General features: G+C 35.8%; 20 protein-coding genes. 2 read left to right on the top strand and 18 right to left on the bottom strand.

What is annotated here, in order from left to right; genetic code table 11:
- Position 1 precedes the first annotated feature (1 nt).
- The gene (locus LDM93_RS09265) at positions 2-2,005 is read right to left on the bottom strand and encodes a thioredoxin domain-containing protein (RefSeq protein WP_223892129.1); all 2,004 of its coding nucleotides are present in this window, start codon (positions 2,003-2,005) and stop codon (positions 2-4) included.
- A gap of 88 nt (positions 2,006-2,093) precedes the next feature.
- Here LDM93_RS09265 and LDM93_RS09260 point away from each other — a divergent pair, with 88 nt between their 5' ends.
- Positions 2,094-2,432, top strand: coding sequence for a TraR/DksA C4-type zinc finger protein (locus LDM93_RS09260; RefSeq protein WP_223892128.1), 339 nt, complete (start codon positions 2,094-2,096; stop codon positions 2,430-2,432).
- 166 nt (positions 2,433-2,598) lie between these two features.
- Here the strand turns inward: LDM93_RS09260 and LDM93_RS09255 are convergent, their stop codons facing one another.
- From LDM93_RS09255 to LDM93_RS09240, 4 genes are all read right to left on the bottom strand, one after another.
- Positions 2,599-3,252: a LexA family transcriptional regulator gene (locus LDM93_RS09255; protein ID WP_223892127.1), complete on the bottom strand. Its 654-nt coding sequence runs from the start codon at positions 3,250-3,252 to the stop codon at positions 2,599-2,601.
- Positions 3,253-3,515: 263 nt separating this feature from the next.
- The gene (locus LDM93_RS09250; RefSeq protein ID WP_223892126.1) at positions 3,516-4,721 is read right to left on the bottom strand and encodes a molybdopterin molybdotransferase MoeA; all 1,206 of its coding nucleotides are present in this window, start codon (positions 4,719-4,721) and stop codon (positions 3,516-3,518) included.
- A gap of 67 nt (positions 4,722-4,788) precedes the next feature.
- Positions 4,789-5,223: a molybdenum cofactor biosynthesis protein MoaE gene (locus LDM93_RS09245; protein ID WP_223892125.1), complete on the bottom strand. Its 435-nt coding sequence runs from the start codon at positions 5,221-5,223 to the stop codon at positions 4,789-4,791.
- 3 nt (positions 5,224-5,226) lie between these two features.
- Entirely contained in the window at positions 5,227-5,448 is a 222-nt protein-coding gene (locus LDM93_RS09240) for a MoaD/ThiS family protein (protein WP_223892124.1), read from the bottom strand.
- 108 nt (positions 5,449-5,556) lie between these two features.
- Between LDM93_RS09240 and LDM93_RS09235 the strand changes: the two genes are divergently transcribed.
- A complete protein-coding gene (locus LDM93_RS09235; RefSeq protein WP_223892123.1) occupies positions 5,557-6,219 on the top strand; it encodes an MqnA/MqnD/SBP family protein in 663 nt (220 codons plus the stop codon).
- Positions 6,220-6,240: 21 nt separating this feature from the next.
- On the opposite strand, the gene gltX is transcribed toward LDM93_RS09235, so the two are convergent.
- From gltX to LDM93_RS09170, 13 genes are all read right to left on the bottom strand, one after another.
- Positions 6,241-7,629, bottom strand: coding sequence for a glutamate--tRNA ligase (gene gltX, locus LDM93_RS09230; RefSeq protein WP_223892122.1), 1,389 nt, complete (start codon positions 7,627-7,629; stop codon positions 6,241-6,243).
- 167 nt (positions 7,630-7,796) lie between these two features.
- A complete protein-coding gene (locus LDM93_RS09225) occupies positions 7,797-8,042 on the bottom strand; it encodes a helix-hairpin-helix domain-containing protein (protein WP_223892121.1) in 246 nt (81 codons plus the stop codon).
- Between the two features lie 53 nt (positions 8,043-8,095).
- Positions 8,096-9,877 carry a UDP-N-acetylglucosamine 4,6-dehydratase family protein gene (locus LDM93_RS09220; protein ID WP_223892120.1) on the bottom strand — a complete coding sequence of 594 codons (1,782 nt, stop codon included), beginning with the start codon at positions 9,875-9,877 and terminating at the stop codon, positions 8,096-8,098.
- The gene (gene pglE, locus LDM93_RS09215) at positions 9,874-10,974 is read right to left on the bottom strand and encodes a UDP-N-acetylbacillosamine transaminase (protein ID WP_223892119.1); all 1,101 of its coding nucleotides are present in this window, start codon (positions 10,972-10,974) and stop codon (positions 9,874-9,876) included. The genes LDM93_RS09220 and pglE overlap by 4 nt, the downstream gene beginning before the upstream one ends.
- Before the next feature lie 3 nt (positions 10,975-10,977).
- Positions 10,978-11,577, bottom strand: a complete 600-nt coding sequence (locus LDM93_RS09210) for a sugar transferase (protein ID WP_223892118.1) — start codon at positions 11,575-11,577, stop codon at positions 10,978-10,980.
- Positions 11,578-13,680 (bottom strand): STT3 domain-containing protein, encoded by a 2,103-nt coding sequence (locus LDM93_RS09205; RefSeq protein WP_223892117.1) that lies wholly within the window; start codon positions 13,678-13,680, stop codon positions 11,578-11,580.
- A gap of 2 nt (positions 13,681-13,682) precedes the next feature.
- Positions 13,683-14,894, bottom strand: coding sequence for a glycosyltransferase family 4 protein (locus LDM93_RS09200; RefSeq protein ID WP_223892116.1), 1,212 nt, complete (start codon positions 14,892-14,894; stop codon positions 13,683-13,685).
- Positions 14,884-15,378 carry a DapH/DapD/GlmU-related protein gene (locus LDM93_RS09195; RefSeq protein ID WP_223892115.1) on the bottom strand — a complete coding sequence of 165 codons (495 nt, stop codon included), beginning with the start codon at positions 15,376-15,378 and terminating at the stop codon, positions 14,884-14,886. Before LDM93_RS09195 ends, LDM93_RS09200 begins: the two co-directional genes overlap by 11 nt.
- A 7-nt stretch (positions 15,379-15,385) precedes the next feature.
- The gene (wecB, locus tag LDM93_RS09190; RefSeq protein WP_238480481.1) at positions 15,386-16,390 is read right to left on the bottom strand and encodes a non-hydrolyzing UDP-N-acetylglucosamine 2-epimerase; all 1,005 of its coding nucleotides are present in this window, start codon (positions 16,388-16,390) and stop codon (positions 15,386-15,388) included.
- Positions 16,391-16,434: 44 nt separating this feature from the next.
- A complete protein-coding gene (locus LDM93_RS09185; RefSeq protein ID WP_223892114.1) occupies positions 16,435-17,667 on the bottom strand; it encodes a glycosyltransferase in 1,233 nt (410 codons plus the stop codon).
- Positions 17,664-18,758, bottom strand: a complete 1,095-nt coding sequence (locus LDM93_RS09180) for a glycosyltransferase (protein ID WP_223892113.1) — start codon at positions 18,756-18,758, stop codon at positions 17,664-17,666. Before LDM93_RS09180 ends, LDM93_RS09185 begins: the two co-directional genes overlap by 4 nt.
- Before the next feature lie 12 nt (positions 18,759-18,770).
- Positions 18,771-19,790 carry a glycosyltransferase gene (locus tag LDM93_RS09175; RefSeq protein ID WP_223892112.1) on the bottom strand — a complete coding sequence of 340 codons (1,020 nt, stop codon included), beginning with the start codon at positions 19,788-19,790 and terminating at the stop codon, positions 18,771-18,773.
- On the bottom strand, positions 19,783-20,325 hold the full coding sequence (locus tag LDM93_RS09170; protein WP_223892111.1) for a DapH/DapD/GlmU-related protein: 543 nt from the start codon (positions 20,323-20,325) through the stop codon (positions 19,783-19,785). Before LDM93_RS09170 ends, LDM93_RS09175 begins: the two co-directional genes overlap by 8 nt.
- Position 20,326 lies beyond the last annotated feature (1 nt).

The raw sequence follows: 20,326 nt of genomic DNA, 5'->3' as shown, positions 1-20,326 counted from the left end.
TTTACTTTAGCTCCTTCTCTATATAGTTTATCAAAGCTGTGATGTTTGTATCATAGGCAAAACAGCTGTTTATTCTACAGGCAAGATACTTATCACTCTCTTCAAATTTGCTTAAAATAAAAGGATAGTCTATCGCATCTATCTCTTTTCTGCTTTTTTGCAAATTTTTTATCTTTGATTTGATGATCACATCTCCCATTTTAAGACGTAAAAAGGCATGAAGCAGTTTGGGTGCTTTAGCCGGTGATTTTTTCAATACAGCGCCCGTATTCTGAATGGTCTCTTTGACTATCTTGGCATAAGAGAGTTCCTCGGTAAGACCAGCAAGTCTGACCAGGTTTTCCAGCATGACACTTAAAGCAGAAGTATAATACCTGTCATCAAAGTCAGCCTCTGCACGTATACTGTCATCACTCAAGTACCACTGCTTCTTTCTATAAAACTTATCCAGGGCCTCTTTGGTCAATGATTGGAGCAGGGTAAGATATGTTTTATTGTATGTCCTTTCATACCCTTCTATCATAGCATCTATCAAAAAAGCATAGTCTTCAAGCAACCCTTCTTGTTTAGGGGCTTTCCCTGGAAGTGTTTGATGATACAGTATACCTTGGGGGCTCATCTTTTTTAGAAGCGCATCTAAACGCTGCTCAGCCAAAGTCAGATACTGTCTATCAAGCCTTGACGCGACAAAAAGTGCTTTGATCATCATCGCATTCCATGCCGTGATGACCTTGCTGTCTATAAAAGGGAAAGTTCTTTTACTGCGGACCTCTCTTAAATATGTTTTCACTTCTTCCAGCCTCAAAGGCACCTTGTCACCGGTAATATGTGTATGGGAAAAATCTCCATCTATATTTCCGTCTTCTTCTATCCCCAGGTATGCCAAGACCTCTTCTATCTCTCGGGGATCCCATCCTTGAGTCAATAGGTATTTTTTTACTTCTGCATACTCATAGATAAAATACCCTCCCTCCTCTCCATTACTGTCCGCATCACTGGCAGTAAGATAGAGACCTTCTTGCATAAAATGCTTTTCCATTTGTGCAATGGTCTCATAGACGATTTTTTGATACAGGGGATCCGTAGTAAGTTCATACATACGTACATAGACAGGAAGTAGTTCTGCATTGGTATAAAGCATCTTCTCAAAATGAGGCATCTGCCAATGCCTGTCCGTGGTATAACGGAAAAATCCTCCGCCTATCTGGTCATAGATACCTCCCTCAGCCATTTTCCTAAGTGTCAGCTGTGCCATATAGAATGCTTTTTTGTTCCCGCTTAACTGATAGATATCTATCAAAAGAGCCAGTTTGGATGCTTCGGGGAACTTTGGCCTTAAAGCGAATCCTCCATTCTGTGGATCAAACTCTGTAGTGATCTCCCGGACTGCTTTATCCATCACGTCTGCATTCAACTTCTCATTTAGCTGTGCTTTGGTGTTCCCTCTTAATGCTGCTTGTTTGTGCTGTTCAACCAATAACTGAAATTGCCCAGCCTTCTCTTTTTGCAGTCTCGTAAAGGATGGCAGTAGACTCATCAGACCCATGGAACCATACCCGTCTCTAGGAATATAGGTAGCCACATGAAAGACTTCTGCTTCAGGGGACATAAAAACACTCAAAGGCCATCCTCCTCTTTTCCCATGTACGGACATATAAAGCCTTTGATACTTTTTATCCAGTTGAGAGAGTTCTTCTCTGTCTACTTTAATGGATACATAACTCTCATTGAGCAATACAGCCACGGCATCGGAGGTAAAGCTCTCTTCCTCCATCACATGGCACCAGTGACAGGTACTGTACCCTATAGAGAGAAAGATCATTTTATTTTCTTTTCTTGCCTTATCCAACGCTTCCTTCCCCCAAGGATACCAGTTGACAGGGTTATGCGCATGTTGCTGCAGATAAGGAGAGTCTTCTTGAATGAGTGCATTTGTATGGTTATGTTCTGCCCACAGAAAACTCAATGTCACTACAAAAAATACGGTTTTTTTAATATGTAGCATTGCGTATCACACTGTACTCTATTTTACTGTTACCCATTTTGTTCCATTTCGTGTATAATAATCTCAATATAGCATAAAGTGGCCAGAAATGACAAAAGAAGAGAAAAGTGACCTACAAGAAACGATAGAGACCCATATCAAAATCCTTAAAGAGCAGATAAAGATGCTTCAAGAAAAAGTACAACCCATCTCTCCTGACTGTTCACTAGGGAGACTGACCCGTCTAGAGGCTATGGGAGAACAGCATGTCAATAACAAAATATTGGATGAATCAAAATTGCGCTTAACAAGACTTACCAATGCCCTATCACGCATAGACAAACCTATGTTTGGTATCTGTATCGAGTGTGAAGAACCCATAGGTATAGGGCGCATGCGCATACGTCCTGAGAGTGTACGATGTGTGGAGTGTGCGAATAGCCTATAGACTTCATCATAAAGGACACTTTTTGAACAAAGTCCTAAAAGTTACGCTTATCGCTGAGACTACTTACAACTCGGCATTTAGTGCCTCACTTGCACTGCAATTTAGTTGATAGTTAGCAGTAGGCTCTTGCAACAGGCTGCTCTTTATTGCTTTGCAATATCGAAAACTATAAACTTTCGATATTACCAACAACCTTACCTACAATCGTTACTTCATCAGAAGCAACCGCTTGTGGTGGGTACATACTGTTATCAGAAATAAGCTCTATCATACCATCTGCACGCTGCTGGATACGTTTGATGAACAATCCTCCCGTAGTTGATGCAATGAATATGCCATTTTTATTGATATTGGTTTCTGTTCTATCGATGAAAACAATGCTGCCATCCTGTAAAGTTGGCTCCATAGATTCACCATCGACATGAATAGCTTCCAGTTCTGTGTTCCCTAGTCCAACCATATTGTGCATAATTTTTTCATCTATGGATATCGTCTCAAAATCTTCATCAAATCCATAAGCACCCCCACCTGCACTTGCTCGGATATCAGAAAAATACCGTACCTGAAAAAACTTCTCTGTCTCCTCTTTGAGCATATCAACGGCTTGGTCAAAAAAGAGCCAGTTCACAGAGATCTTCTTAAGCGCACAAAACTCCAGTATCTCTTCATAAGGAATGGAGTTTCTTTTTTTCATCGTTGCAAACGTTGCCTGGGGAATATTCAGTGCAGTAGCCACATCTTTGTCAAACACTTTTTTCCCTATGGTACTCTCTGAGAGTACATCTTTTAACTTCTCGATAATTTCACTAAGTACTAACATTTTAACTCCTTTTTTATTATATATATGACAAATTATAGGGTATTTTTCTTAAAAGTATGACAATTTGACATATTTTTTAATTATTTTACTATTTATTTATACAATTTGACATATTTAAAAACAAAGGATTGAAAATGATCTACTCAAAAAATAAAGAATTGTTAAGTTATGCGATCAAAATGGGATGTACCACAGCAGCCGAATTTGCTATGTTTTTAAAAGCAAGAGAATCTATTCTCTCACTTTAGTCAAGGGAAGACGCTTTAACCAAGAAGCAAAACAGTGACTTCATCTCCAACGGCTTTGGAAGTATCATCTTCTGAAGTAACTAGAAGGGCTACATCCCCAAGCATATTCGTAAGGATAGCCGAGGAACCTACTTTTTTGTCTTTAAAGTCAACATAGTACTCCCCTTGCATAAGATTTACATTACAAGCTGTAAACTCTGCTTTTTTGGCACGTTTTAGAAATGGCTCTTTAAGCTTGGCTTTTACTTTTCTCAGAGAAGATTTTCCCTGTTGCAGTTTTTCTATCAGTGGGACCAAGTAAAGTAATGCCGTCACAGTAGAAGAATAAGCAAATCCCGGAAGCCCGATAATAAACTTATCATCCTTGCGTGCTACCATGATATGCTGTCCAGGTTTTACACGTACACCCTTAAACACTACATCACAACCAATTTCATAAATAACATCTTTCACAAAGTCAAAGTCGCCGACACTCACTCCGCCTGTCGTCACAACAATATCAGATTTTTCTAAGGCAGCAGAAATTTCTTTAGTGATGGTTTCTTTATCATCTTTGATGCATCCCAGTTGCATAGGTACACCATCATACTTATTGACTATTGCTTCAAGGATATAATTATTGGAACTTCTTATCTGAGAATCGTTGGTTTGTTCTTCCCCTAATTCCAGTAATTCTGAACCTGTCGATAGAATAGCTACGGTTGGCTTCTCATAGACAAGCACATTTTCGATGTTTAAACTGGCCATGACACCTATTTGAGGGAAGTCTATTTTAGTTCCTTTAGGAATAAGCATTTGCCCTTTTTCATAGTTCTCCCCTACTTCACGTACAGCAAACCCTTGGGGTACCTCTTCTTTAATGATGATCTCATCACCATCCACTTCTACATTTTCTATAGGAATAAGTGTATCAGCACCATGTGGCATCAGTGAACCTGTAAAAGTCTTGATGCATGTACCGCCTATCACTTCTTCTTTGAGTGCAGAACCTGCAGGATTGATACTTCCCACTTTGAGCGTTCCCAGTGTCATATCTTCATGAATAATAGCATAGCCATCCATCGCAGAGGTAGGGAACTCCGGAGAGTTATGGTCTGCCACAATATCTTCAGCCAGTACATACCCCCGTGCATCTACCAAATAAAGTTTTTTTGTTTTATAATTCTTTATCCTAAGATCTTGTATCATCTGGAGTGATTCATCAAAATGCATAAATGCCATTGTTGTTTTCCTTATTCATTATGCGACAAGTCGCGTGAGACAATTATTGTCAAAAAGCTGGGTTCCTTTAACTTAATAAACCTGAGCCGTTCATCGGAGTACTTCTGTCTGCTGCGTAAATGCGTTCACCTTTTTTCACATCATACTTCCATATAGGGGCATTGGCTTTAAAATCTTCCACAAATTCATCAATAAGCTCCAATGCCACTCTACGTTTAGGAGAAAATACAGCAGAGATATAAGAAGAAGTATGTACGGGAACATCTCCAATGGAGTGTGCCATTTTTACCACTGCCCCTAGAGCAGCAGCTTTCTCCTGCCACGCATCAAACCATTTTTGCAGTATCGGTTCATAGATATCAAAACTCAGTGCTTCTATATCGTCTTCAGCACGTATCGTTCCCACAAAAGGGATATAGGCACCATAATTTGACTCTGCCTGCTCATCAAGCCAACGACCAAAGATCTCTTTGGTATCTAACGGTCCATGGTAGAGTTCCACGACTTATCCACCACACACAGGAGGCAAGATAGATATCCTGTCACCATCTTTAAGTTCAGTTGCTAGATCGTTCACCATCGTATCATTGAGTGCTACTGCACATTTATCTAGCCATTTGATCAAACTATCATCTTCTTTGAGTTGCGCGGAGACATCTGCCAATGTCGAAGCTTCCATCTCCATCGGTGCTTTACCGATGGGACCTAAAAATTCTACTTTTACCATAAATTACTCTTTCAAAATAAGGGTTATTTCATCCCCAATAATGACGCGATTATAAAAGTTGTTTGCTATAATTACGCTTAAACAGGATTTTGAGAGGAGCTTTGCACTGTGTTATTTGGGTCTATCAGCTATCTTAATCTTCTACCTTTTCAAGTGTTCTTAAAACGCTATATCTCTAACAATGCCTCTAAAATGACCTTTCGCTACAAACGTGCTGTACCTTCACAGATCAATAAAGCACTACAAAGAAGAGAAGTCAATGCCGCATTTATCTCTTCTGTCGCCTCAGTGAACTGTAAATGTACGGATTTAGGTATCATCGCAGATCAAAAAGTCTATAGTGTTTTACTTTTAGAAGGAGAAAATGAAATGGATCCGGCATCAGCCACTTCCAATCAACTTGCACGTGTGTTAGGACTTAAAGGAAAAGTACTTATAGGAGATGCTGCACTCAAACATTATCTCCATGAGGGAGAAGGTATTGACTTGGCTGAAGCTTGGTACAAAGAGACAGGTCTTCCTTTTGTGTTTGCCAGACTCTGTTATAATAAACATGACGAAGCTATACAAAAACTGGCCCGTACATTTGCACAAACCAAAGTAAAGATCCCACAATACATCCTCAAAAAAGAAGCAAAAAAAAGAGATATTACCCCTAAGCAACTTACGTGGTATTTGAGTCATATCCACTATAAGATGGATGATAAAGCGAAGAAATCTTTGAAGTTGTTTTTAAAGAAAAGCAAAAAAGTCCGTCATCCTCGTACTTGATACGGAGGTGACAAATAAGCGTTACTCTATCGTTGCAATCGCTTTTTCGATGCGCGCTACCGTTTCGTCCACACCTAAAATAGCCATGATCTCATCAAGCCCGGACCCTGTCATGGAACCAAGTAGACTCACACGAAGTGGCATACCAATCTTCCCAAAACCTATCTCTTTTGTCTCAACAAGTTTTTCCATCACTTCATGGTAATCACAAGGAAGGTGCAATGTTTTATCCCAGTTTTTTAACATTGAAGCAAAATCATTCAAGATCTCTTTGGCTTCACCTTTAAACGCTTTTTTGGAAGCCTTTTCATCATACTGAGCAGGTGTCGTAAGTATAAGATTGATCTGCTCTGCAAGATCTACCAGTGTTTTCCCTCTTTCTTTTGTTGCATCAAGGAGCAATTCCAACTTATCGTGGCCATGGATATCCACACCAAAATCTTTAAGCAGCACTGCAAGCTCATCATTTGGCGTATTTTTAATATAGTGCGCATTCAACCAAAGCAGTTTATCCAGATTATAGTTGGATGAACTCTTGTTAATATTTTTAGGATCAAACAACGCTATCATTTCCTCCAGGCTGAAGATCTCCTGGTCTCCGTGACTCCAGCCAAGGCGTACCAAAAAGTTCAAAAGTGCTTCAGGAAGATACCCCATTGCTTTATATTCCATGACATCCGTAGCCCCATCTCTTTTAGAGAGTTTTTTGCCCTGTTCATTGTTGATCATCGCAACATGATTAAATCTAGGAATTGGAAATCCAAGTGCATTATAAACAACGATCTGCTTCGGAGTATTGTAGAGGTGGTCATCCCCACGGATCACATCTGTCAAGCCCATCAATGCATCATCTATGGCAACGACAAAATTATATGTGGGTGCGCCATCTGCTCTAGCAATCACAAAGTCATCTACTTCAGATGCGGCTATGTTCATCTCACCTTTCACTCCATCCACAAAAGAGATCGTCCCTTCTTGAGGTGCTTTGATGCGGATAACCGGTTCAACACCTTCTGGTGGCGTACCGGTAAAGTCACGATAGCGTCCATCATAACGTGTTCGCTCTTTTTTTGCCATCTGCTCTTCACGTAATGCATCAAGCTCCTCTTTACTCATATAGCACTTATAGGCCTTGCCCTCTTCAAGGAGCTGATCAATGTATTTTTTATAAAGATCAAATCTTTTGGACTGATACACCACATCACCATCATGACTCATCCCTACCCATTCAAATGCTTTGAGTATCGCTTCTGTCGCTTCTTCGGAATTACGTGCCATATCGGTATCTTCTATACGAAGTAAAAACTGACCTCTGTTATGCTGTGCTGTAAGCCAGGAAAAGAGTGCTGTTCTAAGCCCACCGATGTGAAGATAACCTGTAGGAGAAGGTGCAAAACGTGTAACTGTCATGATAATGCCTTAAATAAAGTCTAAAAATAAATTAGTGAATTGTAGCGAAAATGTGGTTAAAGCGGATTATAGTGTTAAATAGGGACAAGCCAAAGAGCTGAAGCTCTTTTACCTGATCATTTATATTTTCTCAATGTTTGAAATATCTTTTCTTTTATCTCAGAGGCTTACTTGACATACTCTTTCACATTTAACGCAGCCTTTGCTCCAATTCCTTTGACTCTTTGAAAATCATCAAATGAGGTAAATGCACTCTTTTCCCTCTCTGCTATAATTGCTGCTGCCTTAGCGGCACCAATACCTTTGACTTCCATCAACTCTTCTTTAGATGCGCTGTTAAGCTGATTCAGACTCATTCCAAACAGTGCCGATGTAGCAAAAATTAAAAATCCCGCTATTATTTTCTTATACATGTAGTCCCTTTTATAAGTTTATTTTTAGTTATGTTAAATTATAACTAAAAATATTATATATGAATATTTCTGATATACTCCGGGACAATCTTTTGAAGTGCCTTCACCTTATCTTCTGCTTCCAGTAATACCTCAATATCCTGAGTCAGTTTTGAGATCTCATACTGCGTAGGTTTTGAAATAAAAATCGAACTATATTGAGTTTCTTGTTCACTTTCATCCAGTAGTAACTCTTCATAAAGCTTCTCTCCAGGACGCAATCCTGTAAAAGCAATTTCCACTTCATCCTCTTTGCCATAAAGCCGTATCATCTGCTGTGCCAATTCTGCAATTTTGACAGCTTCTCCCATATCCAATATAAACAGTTCACCCCCTTTGGCTATCGCAGCCGTTTGCAATACCAACTGGCATGCTTCAGATATCAGCATGAAATAACGCGTAATATCAGGATGTGTTACTGTCACAGGACCACCTGCTTCTATTTGCTGTTTAAACTTGGGAATGACCGAGCCGCTTGAGCCCAATACATTCCCAAAGCGCACCGCTACTATTTCGGTTCCTTTTGCATCAACATTATTGGCATAGAGTTCTGTCACTCTCTTGGTAGCGCCCATGACATTGGTTGGGCGTACCGCTTTATCGGTGGAGATGACCACTACCTTTTCTACACCATTTTCTATACTTAGATCTATGACATTTTTACTACCTAACACATTGTTCAAGACAGCCATCTCCTGGTTCTCTTCACAGATAGGTACATGCTTATAGGCTGCTGCATGTATCACTATCTGTGGTTTGGCTTCTTTAAAAACAGCCTCTAAATTCTTTTTATCTGTAACACTCAACAGTTTCAGTTTGGCATTTTCTATCTGTTCCCCTATCTGATAGAGATTGTATTCACTGTTGTCTACCAAAATGAGGGATGAAGCTTCAAACTTCTGACACTGTCTGGCTATCTCTGAGCCTATGCTCCCTCCGGCTCCTGTGATAAGAATAGATTTATCTTTCACAAAAGAGGAGATCGTATCAAGATCAAGATCTTTGGGGTGACGTGCTAATAGATCTTCAATCGAAAGATTTTCAAGCTTTTCGTGCTCTGAACCTAAGATCTTAACCTGTTTGATCTCAGTTACTCCAGCCTTGTTTAATCTGTCAACCAAGTGTTTAAGTTCATTTTGTGCTAATTTCTCAGTAAGGATCGCTGCTGAAATGTTCTTTTTCTCTATGATTGTTGTCAGTGCAGACATATCAAAAACTTTTACATTATTGATATATCCATCTGCCATTTTTTCATCTTCTTCAGTGGAAATAATAGCAGCGGGATAATAATCTATCTCTTCTTTTAAAGCACTCTGAATAATCGTATTTGTCTTACTGTTTACACCAATAATAAGAGTCGGTTTCATCGAATACTGTCTACGTCCCTCAGTAATGAAACGTTTCACTCCCCTTAACCCACCTATAAAAATAAGAGACAAAAAGAAATCTATTATAATAACACTACGGGGGAACGGAGTAAAATATTCTTTAAAAACCAAATAAATGACGATAAAAAACATATACGCCAATATATGTGCTTTAAATATATTTCTTGCATCATAAAAACTAAAAAATCTCCAAATAATAAAATAGTTTTTAAGCATAAAAAGAAAAAAGACCTTTGCCCCTGTAATCACACCATAGGTCAGCCAAAAAGAATCTAAAAATTCTTCTGGTATCTGAAAATTGAAGCGCAATAAATATGCAAGATAAAGCGTGACCCCTGAAAGAATGAGATCTGCAATAAGGAAAAAGACCATTCTTTTTAATGATGTTGGGCGAAACAAGCCTTTCATTTTATCGCCTTTTTAATTGCATCACAAACCCTCATAACATCTTCATCACTCATGCTACTCCCACTTGGCAGACAGATTCCTTGTTCAAAAAATGTTTGTGATGTCCCATCCTCTATGGCCATCGCATCAGAAAACAGTGGCTGCATGTGCATCGGTTTCCAAAGTGGACGACTTTCTATATTGGCTTCTTCCAATACAGTGATGATCTTTTTAGGGTCAGTTTTTTTTAATGTCAAAGTACTTAACCAGCGGTTTCCTCTACTGCCTTCAATCTCTGGCATAAATTGTATCTCTTCATATGTGCCAAGTACTTTTTGATAGAGGTCGAATATCTCTCGTCTTCTATTCACACGTTCATCTAACACTTCCATTTGTGCCACACCAATGGCGGCTAAAATATTTGACATACGATAATTGTATCCAACCTCTTTATGCTCATAATGCAAAAAATTCTCTTTAGCTTGTGTAGAAAGGAACTGTGCTTTGGCTACCCACTCTTCATTGTCACTCACCAGCATACCTCCACCAGAAGTAGTGAGGATTTTATTACCGTTAAAACTATATACTCCCATATCGCCAAACGTACCACTCTGTTTACCTTGATAACTCGCACCCAAAGATTCTGCGGCATCTTCTATCAGAAAGATACCCTCCTCTTTACAGATAGTAATAATTTCATCCAGTTTACACAACTGTCCATAGAGGTGGGTAATAATAAGTGCTTTAGGTTTTCTGGGTGACTTCTGAATCGCTTCTTTTAGAAGTTTGGGTGAGATATTCCAGCTCTCATCACTATCTACAAATATAGGCTTTGCATTCTGATACAAAATAGCATTCACAGAACCGATGAACGTAAAACTAGAAGCCAACACATAGTCTCCATTTTCTACACCCAATACACACAAAGCCAAATGTAACCCTGCAGTCGCGCAAGAGAGAGCTAGTGCATGTTTGGTGCCTGTACAGTTACAGATACTGCTTTCAAAACGGTTCACAAACTCTCCGAGTGGAGCAATATAGTTACTCTCAAACACTTCAGATATATACTGCTGTTCTTTACCACTCATGTGTGGTGGAGAAAGAAAAATTCTATCCATAGGTTATCCTATAATTGTTTTTATTATATATTCTACATCTTTTTTGAGTGACCAATCTTTAATATAGGCTTTATTTATCTGAACCTTATCTGGCCAAATCACTTCTTTATTATATTTTTCCGGGTCTTTTTGTTTAGCCAAAAGTGCTTCTTCATCTTTATATCTCAGCGAAGATGGTCCTGTGATGCCCGGTGCCAATTCCAATATCACTCTATCCTCACCTTCTAGTTGGTCTGCAAAACCAGGTACGTCTGGTCGTGCCCCTACAAAACTCATCGTGCCCAAAAGTACATTAAAAAGTTGAGGAAGCTCATCTATCTTGGTTTTCCGGAAAAAGGCGCCACTTGTTGTGATACGAGCATCTCTATTGGTGGTTACAGTTGTATTTATACCGGGGATATCTTTCATCGTCTTTATTTTAAAAACCCTAAACAGCTTTCCCTTTTTTCCTACGCGTTTTTGTGAAAACATGCCATTACCTCTAGTCTCGATACTGGCAATCATCCATGCTAACAATATAATCCACCATGTCAAAACAATCCCAATAATAGACAACAGAAGATCAAAAACTCTTTTTTGAATTTTTTCTACTCTGCTTAACATCTATTTTTTGAGTTTATAAATTTTGCTATAAGGTGATGAGACGACAAGCTCAAAAAGATTACTATCATACTTCTCTAACATAAACATCTGTACATAGGTCGAGTTAAATGTTTCATTGTCCATTACAATAAACCGCCCATAACTTTGCATATAAACAATAGTATAGTCACCCTCAGCATGATAAAGCTGAGACTGCAGTTGGACTTTCCCTTCTTTAGTATTTTTTGTCACTATAAAATGTTTCACAGTTTTTTCTTGTTGTCCTAATCTGATCATACCTTTTTTTGTATCAAACAAAATGCCATTACTAAAAGTTACCATCCCATTTTTATTACTCATAGCTTGTGTAGGATAAAAAGCAATTTTTCTCTCTTCCTGCCCAGTAGTTAAATCCAAATTCCCAAAAACTGCCACAGTAGGGAAAATATTTAGCATTCGATAAGGGAGATAGAGATAGATATCTCTTGTTTTTTTAGGAAGTTTATAGTTTGAATCTTCTAGTTCCGACAAAAAAAGATTAGGATCAAGCTGATCTTTTTGTTTGTTCTTAAACATGATATTCGTAATAGTAGAGTAATTAGAATCCACATATGTCTCTACAGCTAAACGACTTAAATTGGCAACAAGTTCCGGAGAAGATGTTTGCATAATTTTAGAGATAATAAAATTATCATTATGATGTTTCGCCCCATCAATTAAACTAGAAGTATCAGAGTAAAACCAAATAGGATATCCGTAGTCCCACCAGCTTAGCGTGTAATCTTTAGAATTTGCTATTTTATTGAGGGCATCTAAATCTTTTACTTCTTGAGTATTTAAAACTGTAGGAACCTTATACCCTATAATATGTTTAATATTGGGTTGCAATGCCAATATCGATAATACTATGAATACCCCATAAGCCATTTTTTTGTTCTCAACAAACTGAGATAAGATATAAAAAAGATATATAACAGAAAATGCTGCAACAGGTACAGCGTAAACAGTGAATCTTAATCCCGCCCAATGTGCAAAAACACCTACACCAATAAGTGGTAAAGCCAAAATAAACGGCTTATATTTTATAACCAAAAAAATATAACCGAAAAGACTCAATACCAATAAAATAGGATGCCCAATAATTCTATTTGAGACTGTTTCCCAGGAAATACTTCCCGCTTCTCTTACTGTTTGTATCACTTGATAAAAATGTAACCCGCTCTCTTCAACGCCACGATTTAAATAAATACTTACTTTCCCCCATATCAAGGAAAATACATTACCAAAGAAAAAGAATACAAGTAATGCAAGTAAAGTGAGGTAAAAAAACTTTTTATTATCTATTTTACTTTTTATCTGTTCTAAAAATGCAAAAGCCAAAATAATCAAAACAACTTTCACCCATACAGGAACAGCCCAAAGTGCTACAGAAGCTACTATAATAAATAAATAACTATTTCTTTCCTCTCTTTGAAAAACAAGCTGATATAGTGTCCACAATATAAAAATAGCATAAATAAGACTTAACCCTTGAGGATAAAAGTATGGGTAAATTAATAATGTAAAAGCTAGCCATAATACGTTTTTATCATCCTTGACATAAATAGTCAATAAGAAAAAATATAAAACAGTAAATTGCAACAATGCAGAGAACATATCCGTGTCATAATATCCTATCATCGTACGATTATAATAACTCCATACAATAGAACCTAAAAGTGCTGAGAAGAAACCAACCCATGGTAATTTGATAAGTTTCCCCGTCAATACCAAAGGAATAACAACCAAACTTGATATGACTGCAGGGAGATAAAGTATCACTGTTTCTAATGAGAATGGTGTATATTTTGTTAAAAAATATGTTGTATATACCATCCCGGGATAACTATCGATTGCAATAGGTACTCTAGGATTATCTGCATGTGCTCCATTGAGTAAATATTCAACTGCCGAAGCGAAGAAGTAACCATCATTTGTATTGATCATTAGCTGATCATTCCAAAAAAAGTTTGGATTATCCTGAAACTGCCATACCCATATCATTCTTACCAGAAAACTAAATGCATATGCAACTAAAATAAGTAATCCTAGTTCTTTATAGCCTAATTCTTTCTCTTTGAACATTATTATTCCTCTATTATATTGATTAATTTCTCTGCCAACATTTTATAGCTGTGATGCATATTAACAAAATTATATCCATTTTGTCCTAATTCATTGAGAACATCTTCTCCTGATTCTTTTAGTCTCAAGATGGACTCTTTTAATGCAATAACATCATTCAAGGGAACACTTAAACCACACTCAGCATCTTCTACTAAATTATTCCCTGCTTCAATTGCCCAAAGTATTGGTTTTTTTGCATACATATACTCAAAAACCTTATTAGGAGAGACTCCAAACTTAAAAAGCTTTTCAGGCAATAATGATATAAATGCAACATCTATATATGTTAAAAAACTGGTAACTTCCTCTTTTGATATAGCTTCTAAAAAGGTTACATTTTTTAAAGATAACCTCTTAACGCGTTCTTGTAGTCGTTTTTTCTCCCCACCGTTACCTAAAATCATGAAATGTATTTCATCATTTTTTTTCAAAATCTCAGCAACATCAATCAGGTAGTCAAGATTATTTGCTATCCCAATCGTTCCACTATATCCGATAATAAGTTTTTCTGTAGGTATTTTTTCTCTGATCTCTTGAGACAGAGAAACACTCTTTTGTTCTTCTGTTTCGATACCATTTGGCAAATACACAAATTTATCTTTTTGCATACCTTGTTTTTCAAAATGCTCTTTCGCAGCAGGAAGCAATGAGATAACTTTATCTGCTTTTTTATATGCAAACTTTTCATAATGTTCCATAAGTTTTATGAGTGGATGAGAAGAAGACAAGCTTGAAAGTTCCACAAGTGTCTGTGGCCAAATATCCCGAACTTCAAATAAAAATTTTGTATGAAACTTTTTGGCTAATTTTGCACCAACCTTCACAGGGAAGAGAGAGGGGGAAGAAACAATAATATGAGAAGGTACAACAGCTTTTAAAAAGTGTAATTTCCATGTAAAGCAAAGCATATTCCATATGCGCCCTATAGACTTTGATGATTTATATTCTGGTATTCTAATCCATATATATTCTATTCCATCAATTGTTTCTTTGAGAACACTCTTAGTCACTTTAGGAGGCGAAGAAAAAAGATGTGAGTATGATCCACTCACCAGAGTCACCTTATACCCTTGTGACATCAAATTTTTGGCGAGATAATAATGTCTATATTCCATTCCATGATAAGGAGAGCCGATATATTGATTGATGATTGTTACATACTTATTTGTCATATACAATCTTTTTTATGGGAACCCCACCTACTGTTGTATCGGAGGGAACATTTTTATGGACCAAAGAACCTGCTGCAATAACGGCATGTTCACCTATTGTAATGCCATTTTTACCTGATACCACATTAGATCTCATCCCAAGATAAGCTCCCCTCTTAATGATAATATCCGTATGCCCCTGTCCTTTTCCATGGCAAGCAAAATAACAACCATATGAAATAACAACATCATCCTCTATAATTGTCTTTTGAGGATCAATGTCATCAAGGTAGCATTTCATTCCTATAAATACATTATTGCCGATCTGAAATCCCAACATTCGATACAGTATTACGCGAAGATTTGAAAAAGGGGTATTAGGGATAATAACAACATTGATATATTTACGAATAGGTTTCCACACGATAGTTGTCAGAGAATATTTAACATAATATGGTGGTTCTTTTTTCAGTATCTTTCTGTAAAACTGTTCCATTAAATACATCTAATACTTACCTTTTTAATAATTCTTGAAGAATATGATAACTGGCATTACCATTGCCATATAAACCTAAACCAAAATCATCAGAAAATTCAAAATTTTTATATAAATCGAGTATTTTCTGTTTATTAGCTCCGGCAAGTACATTAAACCGATTCTCTACTAACTCCACCCACTCTGTTTCATCTCTTAAAGTTATACACGGTTTCTTAAAGAAGTAAGCCTCTTTCTGAAGCCCCCCGCTATCGGTCATCACTAAACTACAATGATCTATAAGCCATACCATCTCCAGGTAGCCTACTGGGTCAATAATTGTCAAATTCTGAATGTTTAATTTTAAATTTTCTAGTATTTTTTTTGTTCTTGGATGTAGAGGCAAGATGACTTGTTTCTCTTTAGCAATTTCATCCAATGCCTCAAATATATTTTTTAGTCTATTTTCATCATCTGTATTTTCAGCTCTATGAATAGTACAAAGTACAAAGTCATCCTTGATTTCAATATTTGGCTCAACAGCAAGATTTTTATAAAATATCGCTCCGTCTTGCATCACATCGCCAGATTTCACTATCTTACAGTCATAATTTTCAAAGCCTTCATTTTTCAGATTCTCTATAGCTGTATCTGTAGGACAAAAGAGTATCTTGCTCACTCTATCTGTCAATATTCTATTTACTTCTTCAGGCATTTTCATATTAAAGGATCTTAAGCCTGCTTCTATATGTGCCACTTTTATATGTAATTTTGATGCAGCTAAAGCCCCAGCCAATGTAGAATTGGTATCTCCATATACTAGTACCCAGTCAGGGTTCTCTTGCAGTAAAACCTCTTCTATCTTCTCCAGCATTTGACCTGTCATCGCACCATGACCAAGACCATTGATGTCAAGATTATAATCAGGCTTTGGTATCTTCATCTCTTCAAAAAATATATCACTCATATTGGCATCAAAATGTTGCCCAGTATGTACTATGATTTCTTGTATCTCTTTATATTTAGAAATCTCTCTGCTAATACTTCCTGCTTTTATAAATTGCGGTCTAGCCCCTATAATAGTAACTATTTTGATGATCTTCCTCCTGAAAAACTAGATAATACCTCAACAAAAACCCTATAATTATGATTAGCATTATAGTAATGGTCCCAAGTATCTCTTGCATGGCTTTTCTTATCTGCCAATAAAGTCTTATTATTTACTATGTGATGTAATGCTTCTGCAATTGTATCGTAACTCGCTTTTTTATCTAACAAAATTCCATTATCATTGTTCACTATTTCTGAAATACCGCCAACATCTAATGCCATAACAGGGATAGAGCAACTCATTGCTTCCATAAATGTCACAGGTATACCTTCAGAAATACTCGTATTGATAAATAGATCAACAAAATGATTTTTGTAAAAATCAAAAACAGCTGCGTTGTCTAAATTTCCAAGAAAATCTACTGTAACATTTTCAGGAAGCATCTTGTGTGCAAAAGCTTTTATTTTGCGATACTCTACACCAGTACCTATATGTGTCCAGAAAAAGGCGATTGTTGGATTTTTTTGTGCTACATTTGATAAAGACATGATCATTAAATCCGTTCGCTTTACTGGACTCAGGTGAGAGCAGCTTACAATATGAAAATGCTTTGAATCCTGAGACATTTTCGTAGTGATATTGTGGTCACTTGTTCCCAATCTAGAGAGTGATATTTTTGATAAATCCATCTGATAATGCTGCCTTAGATAATCATACCCATTTTTGGAAATAGGAAAAATTTTTTTAATATTTTTGAGTACTGTTGGTCTCAGAGGCAAATACCCGTCATTTTGTTCAAGATAAAGATCACTGCCATGTACTCGAGTTACATAGTTGATTTTTGCAACTTTTTGATCATACAAAAAAGAAGCAAAAACAGCCCCATTAAACCAATATGAATAAAAAATATTTTCTGTACTATAATTGACTTTCAGATGTTTAAAAAGTGCGACACCTCTACCAGTAAAAGAAGCCAGTTTTTGTAACTTTTTTAAAGAAAGTATTATACTGAGATTAGCAATGATCTCTTTATAGGTATATTTTGTAACCAAACTGTAAAAAGCAAACTTTATGTTATTGTTTTGATATGCAAACGTTGTATCTACAACTATATTTTCTGGAATTTCTCTCTTATCTCCCTTTATAAATGTAGGAATGACAGTTACATTTTCAAAATATTTAGCTAAATATAAAATTTCAGTTTCCAAAAACTGTTCTTTATCCCCATAAGGATATGACACAGTAAATAAAATAAGGTTTTTTTTCATACTTCCCACTTGTCCTTACTTTGCAATATCATATCAAAAAACTCAATTTTTTGATTCTCTTTTACTGACACATCTAACGTCTTCTCCGCAAAGTCTCTTGCAAGTTGTCTAAATTTACTATTATGATGAGCAGATAGCACAAAGTGTCTAATCTCCCTGATATGCTCTTCTATATTTGTTTTTGTATTTGGAAGTTTCAAAACAAATGGTTCTTCTTCACTGATATCCGTATCCTCATAAGCATAGATGACAGGAAGTCCATGAGCGAAGTATTGTCTTGTTTTTAGTGGGCTGGCTTCAGTCATTTTGTTTTCATACAAAGAAAGCGTGCCAATGCCTATATCTTGATCTTTAACAAAATGCTTTGCTTTATCAGTAGAGAGATACCCATGAAAAAAAAGATTAGGCCTATTCTTCCCATCCATACCAATGATATGAAAATCAAATTCTATGAGCTTTTCAGCTAGAAAAATGATTTTATCTACACCATGCCATTTTTGATTGGGTGAGCCGATGAATACTAATGAAGGCCTTATGCTACCTGTTGATGGTTCAAATGCATACATATCTGTATTGATACCATTTGCAATGACAATAGATGGTTTAGCAAGATACTCAAACTTCTTTTGTAATTCATGGCTTACACATACAAATCCATCTACAGGTTGTAAAAAAAGATTACGAAAAAATTTATTGTACAAGTATAAAAGTTTAGAAGAAAACTTATACTCATTAATGTCATCTGTATTGATCTCTACAATTCTAATGTGATCTCCCAATGTTCTTTTTAAGAAGGGAGAATAGAGCCGATACCGCATATAAACAATATCATAGTCAACCGTTTTCAATATCTTTTTTAATCGCCAAGTACTTAAAAGAAGATGGACATATATCTTCCACCCTCTTCTTTTTATATCTATCTTTGGTTCCGTAAGCCTCTCTCCCTGAAGAGAGAAAAGAGAAAGAGATTCTAATGAGATCAGTGATACATTATGTCCCTGCTTTGACCATTGATTGCTTTGCATCAAAACTTTTTGAGCTATGCCTGACGTTCCATCAAGATCAGTATCGGACAAATAGAGTATTTTCATTTTAATGCCCATTTAAAGATTGCTATTCTCATATAAACTTATATATAAAGATTTATTATGCTCTTTTGAAAATTGCTTAATTATAATATCTCTTCTATCTTGATAGTATTGATTATTAATTGTTTTAAATAATGCAAAGTCTATATTTTCTAAGTCCTTAACTATAAAGCCTATATCTGAAGTAACAATTTCCCTATTTGCTGGTAAATCTGATACAAAAACTATACAATTGGAAGCTATAGATTCAACAAGACTAATAGATATAGAGTCACTATTAGGTATTGATGCATATATCTTAGATTTACAATAGTATTCAAAATTTGTCTTCGTGTCAACCCAACCAATGAATTCTACACTATTGGTAATATTTAAAGTTTTTACTAAATTTTTTAATTTTCCACTATCTTCTCCATTACCTGCAATAACTAATTTCCATGATGGATCTAGTTTTAGAAATTTATGAAAAGACAAGATAATTTTATCAATATTATATAATTCTTTATGCAGTCTATTTGAATAAATAATATTTTCTTTATACATTGTACAATAGGGTATTTCAATACCAAAATTTATGTTATAAGTATTTAACTTTTTATTTGTCAATTTATTTGCTTCCAATAAAACAGTATCTGAATCAGCAGTAATAATATCAACACTATTTAGTATATATTTTACTATCCATTTTAAAAATATACTTTTTTTAGGTGTTAAAAGAATATCACTTCCCCATGCCGTTAATACTGTCTGTGTATTATTGCCTTTTAGTGCCAAAAGTGTTAAAAGTGCTGGAATATTGACTTGATGAATGTGTACAGTACTTGGATTAAAATCATTAATTATTTTCTTTAAATTTTTATAGTTTTTAAAACCATTTATTCTTAATCCAAAATCCACTTCTATTGTATCTATATTCCACGACTCATTTTTTCTATCTGTCAATAGTAACACATCATCAAAATAATCTTTTACCAGCTCTATAAAATTAAATATGTGTATACTGCTGTTTCCAACAACTAAGAGCTTTTTAGTCATTAAATATTCTTTTTATCATTTTTGCCGCATTCCCACCGTACATAAACCCACTTTTCAATTTTCCTTTAACTACAGAGTTCGCACCTATTACAACATTGTCATCAATTATTGTATTGGGCAAAATAACACAATTTGCACCAATAAACACATTGTTTCCAATAGTAATATCCCCTTTATTGTAACTATCTTTAAACAGTATCCCTTTATTTTCAGGGATACTGTTTGTACTACAAAATATAGAACAATTTGGTCCGATAGCAACGTTATTACCTATAGTCAAGTTTTGTTTTTCTATTAAAATATACCCATATGGTGCTATATGCGAAAAATCACCTATCCTCAAATATCCTTCTTTACTTTTATAAATAGTAATACATTTGTATAATATACTCCTCTTACCAATGGAAATATTGTTTTTTTGTTCTATTTCGCATCGATAATCTATGGTAACGCCTTTTTTTAATTTTATAGTTTTATAAAATAAAGTTAAATATTTAAAGTTTAATATATTCAGTATTTTTTTTGCAAAGTTCAAA

It is taken from the genome of Sulfurovum sp. TSL6, from assembly GCF_019972115.1.
GTDB lineage: Bacteria > Campylobacterota > Campylobacteria > Campylobacterales > Sulfurovaceae > Sulfurovum.
The sequence above is the reverse complement of the archived record's forward strand: the minus strand, read 5'-3'. Positions and strand labels throughout refer to the sequence as shown.

Excerpts from the sequence above, each read along its gene's own strand:
- LDM93_RS09205 (WP_223892117.1), bottom strand. The coding sequence starts at position 13,680 with ATGTTCAAAGAGAAAGAATTAGGCTATAAAGAACTAGGATTACTTATT.
- LDM93_RS09265 (WP_223892129.1), bottom strand. The coding sequence starts at position 2,005 with ATGCTACATATTAAAAAAACCGTATTTTTTGTAGTGACATTGAGTTTT.
- LDM93_RS09240 (WP_223892124.1), bottom strand. The coding sequence starts at position 5,448 with ATGGTAAAAGTAGAATTTTTAGGTCCCATCGGTAAAGCACCGATGGAG.
- LDM93_RS09220 (WP_223892120.1), bottom strand. The coding sequence starts at position 9,877 with ATGAAAGGCTTGTTTCGCCCAACATCATTAAAAAGAATGGTCTTTTTC.
- LDM93_RS09175 (WP_223892112.1), bottom strand. The coding sequence starts at position 19,790 with ATGACTAAAAAGCTCTTAGTTGTTGGAAACAGCAGTATACACATATTT.
- LDM93_RS09210 (WP_223892118.1), bottom strand. The coding sequence starts at position 11,577 with ATGTTAAGCAGAGTAGAAAAAATTCAAAAAAGAGTTTTTGATCTTCTG.
- LDM93_RS09185 (WP_223892114.1), bottom strand. The coding sequence starts at position 17,667 with ATGAAAAAAAACCTTATTTTATTTACTGTGTCATATCCTTATGGGGAT.
- LDM93_RS09260 (WP_223892128.1), top strand. The coding sequence starts at position 2,094 with ATGACAAAAGAAGAGAAAAGTGACCTACAAGAAACGATAGAGACCCAT.
- LDM93_RS09255 (WP_223892127.1), bottom strand. The coding sequence starts at position 3,252 with ATGTTAGTACTTAGTGAAATTATCGAGAAGTTAAAAGATGTACTCTCA.
- LDM93_RS09180 (WP_223892113.1), bottom strand. The coding sequence starts at position 18,758 with ATGAAAATACTCTATTTGTCCGATACTGATCTTGATGGAACGTCAGGC.
- LDM93_RS09200 (WP_223892116.1), bottom strand. The coding sequence starts at position 14,894 with ATGACAAATAAGTATGTAACAATCATCAATCAATATATCGGCTCTCCT.
- LDM93_RS09225 (WP_223892121.1), bottom strand. The coding sequence starts at position 8,042 with ATGTATAAGAAAATAATAGCGGGATTTTTAATTTTTGCTACATCGGCA.
- gltX (WP_223892122.1), bottom strand. The coding sequence starts at position 7,629 with ATGACAGTTACACGTTTTGCACCTTCTCCTACAGGTTATCTTCACATC.
- LDM93_RS09195 (WP_223892115.1), bottom strand. The coding sequence starts at position 15,378 with ATGTATTTAATGGAACAGTTTTACAGAAAGATACTGAAAAAAGAACCA.
- LDM93_RS09250 (WP_223892126.1), bottom strand. The coding sequence starts at position 4,721 with ATGGCATTTATGCATTTTGATGAATCACTCCAGATGATACAAGATCTT.
- pglE (WP_223892119.1), bottom strand. The coding sequence starts at position 10,974 with ATGGATAGAATTTTTCTTTCTCCACCACACATGAGTGGTAAAGAACAG.